At 51.1% G+C, this 2,090-nt stretch carries 2 protein-coding genes; one reads left to right on the top strand and one right to left on the bottom strand.

Annotation, left to right across the window (positions count from 1 at the left end):
• A partial coding sequence (locus IQ256_RS28990) for a M42 family peptidase (protein ID WP_193859145.1) occupies positions 1-814 on the top strand: 814 nt, incomplete at its 5' end.
• Positions 815-927: 113 nt separating this feature from the next.
• Here IQ256_RS28990 and IQ256_RS28985 read toward each other — a convergent pair.
• On the bottom strand, positions 928-2,090 hold a 1,163-nt coding region (locus IQ256_RS28985), incomplete at its 5' end, for a response regulator (RefSeq protein WP_193859144.1).

Here is a 2,090-nt window from a genome sequence, read left to right as displayed (position 1 = left end):
CGTCAAGGGTATAGAGCCCAATGGCCGGATCTCAGTGCGGGCTTTAGGCGGGGCGTATCCGTGGGTATATGGCGAGGGGGTCGTAGATTTGCTAGGCGATCGCGCTACGCTCAGCGGTATTCTCAGCTTTGGTTCGCGGCATGTCTCTCACGAATCACCGCAGAAGCGATTCCAAGAAGGGAAAGCGGTGGAGTGGCCGCTCGCCTGGGTAGAAACCAAACTGTCAACGAGTGAACTGCGCTCAGCCGGCATCCGGCCTGGCACGAGAATGGTCGTCGGCAAGCATCGCAAAAGGCCGTTTCGGATGGGCGATCATATTGCGAGCTATACGCTAGATAACAAGGCATCTTTGGCCATTTTGCTAGCCCTAGCAGAACAGGTAAAGTCACCGCCGATAGACGTGTATTTGGTCGCTTCTGCCAAAGAAGAGGTCGGGGCGGTGGGGGCGCTGTATTTTACGCAGCGACATCAGTTTGACCAGATGATTTCGCTGGAAATCTGTCCGCTTGCAAGGGAATATCCGCTGATAGATAGTCCAACCCCCGCTCTATTTTCACAAGATAGCTACGGCCTCTATGACGAAGGTCTAAACAGAGAGATCATGGCAGCCGCCGAGCAGATGTATCTACCTTTGCAGATTGCTGCCATCGATGGATTTGGCAGCGATGCCTCAATTGCAATGAAGTTTGGCCATGTCGCTAGAGGCGCTTGTCTGGCCTTTCCAACTGAGAATACGCATGGTTACGAAATCGCTCATCTCGGTGCAATCCGCAACTGCTACCGGGTTTTAAAGTCTGTGATTGCCAGTTCTTAGCTGCCAGTTCTTAGCTAGAGTACAGCCATAGCAAGGTATGCATTCAGCCCGGCAGCTAGGCCACGCCGTCCTATGCCTAGAGATTAATTCTCATTAGGTCTCGTCAAGTCTCACTAGTCCAAAGCGAGCTGCCGGAGGGCGGGACTTCTCTCTAGCGCTAAGTTCAAAGCCTCTCGTTTGATCGGCTTGGTGAGGTAGTCATCCACGCCTGCTGCTAGAGACAGCTCGCGATCGCTAGCCATTGTGTTTGCCGTCATTGCGATGATCCAGGTTTCTCTATGATGCGATATCTGTCGGATTTTTTGAGTGGTTTCTACACCATCCATTTCTGGCATCCGCATATCCATCAAAATCACATCGTAGCGCTGATGTTTTAGCGCGGCTAATACTGCTACACCGGTCCCTACCACATCTGCTCTGTAGCCCAAGATTTCCAATAGCCGTAGCGCCACCTGCTGATTAACTAGGTTGTCTTCTGCAATCAAAATTTTCAGGGCGGATCGAGTCAATAGCGAGGCGGGCCTAGAAACGAGCGTTTTAGGCGTAGCCTTCAAAGCTAGCGGTCGAATAGAACGTAAAGCCTGATAGAGTGCAGATTGCTTCACGGGCTTCCACAAAACAGTGACATTATTTGAGGCTGTATCTAGATCGCTCTTGAGCGCACTCATCAATATCACTGGAATCTTGCGATCGCCGCTGAGGCTACGCAACTGATCGATCGAACTGTTGGCTTCTGTAGATCTAACAGCGGCTTCATCTAGAATAAGTCCATCAAAAGTCGGCACATCTTTCACTAGGGTCTGGAGTTCGGTCAAAGACTCTAACAACAAGGTTCGAATGCCAACCGCGTGTAAATTACGAGCGAGCTGTTCTCGCCGAGTCGAGTTAGCATCGATAATTAGTAGATGTGTGCCTTGCAAACCGATGAGATAGTCAGGCGACGGTAGCATCGCCTGAGCAATCTGAGTCTTAAAGGTAAAGAAAAATTGACTGCCCTTCCCCGGCGTGCTTTTAACCCAGATATCGCCGCCCATTTGTTCACTCAAGCGCTTGCTAATAGAAAGCCCTAGCCCAGTTCCCCCATACCTTCGAGTCGTAGAGACGCTGCCTTGACTAAACGGTTTGAACAGGTGAGGAATGCGATTAGCGGGAATGCCAATCCCTGTATCTTCCACTTCAAAACAGAGCTCGCATAGTCCCGCAGCGGATTGTACTTGAATATTGCGCTCAGCGTCAGCCTGGTGAGCTCTGAGTCTGTTAGCGGGCAGCCAATCAG

The organism is cf. Phormidesmis sp. LEGE 11477, from assembly GCF_015207105.1.
Lineage (GTDB): Bacteria > Cyanobacteriota > Cyanobacteriia > Phormidesmidales > Phormidesmidaceae > Phormidesmis.
The sequence above is the reverse complement of the archived record's forward strand: the minus strand, read 5'-3'. Positions and strand labels throughout refer to the sequence as shown.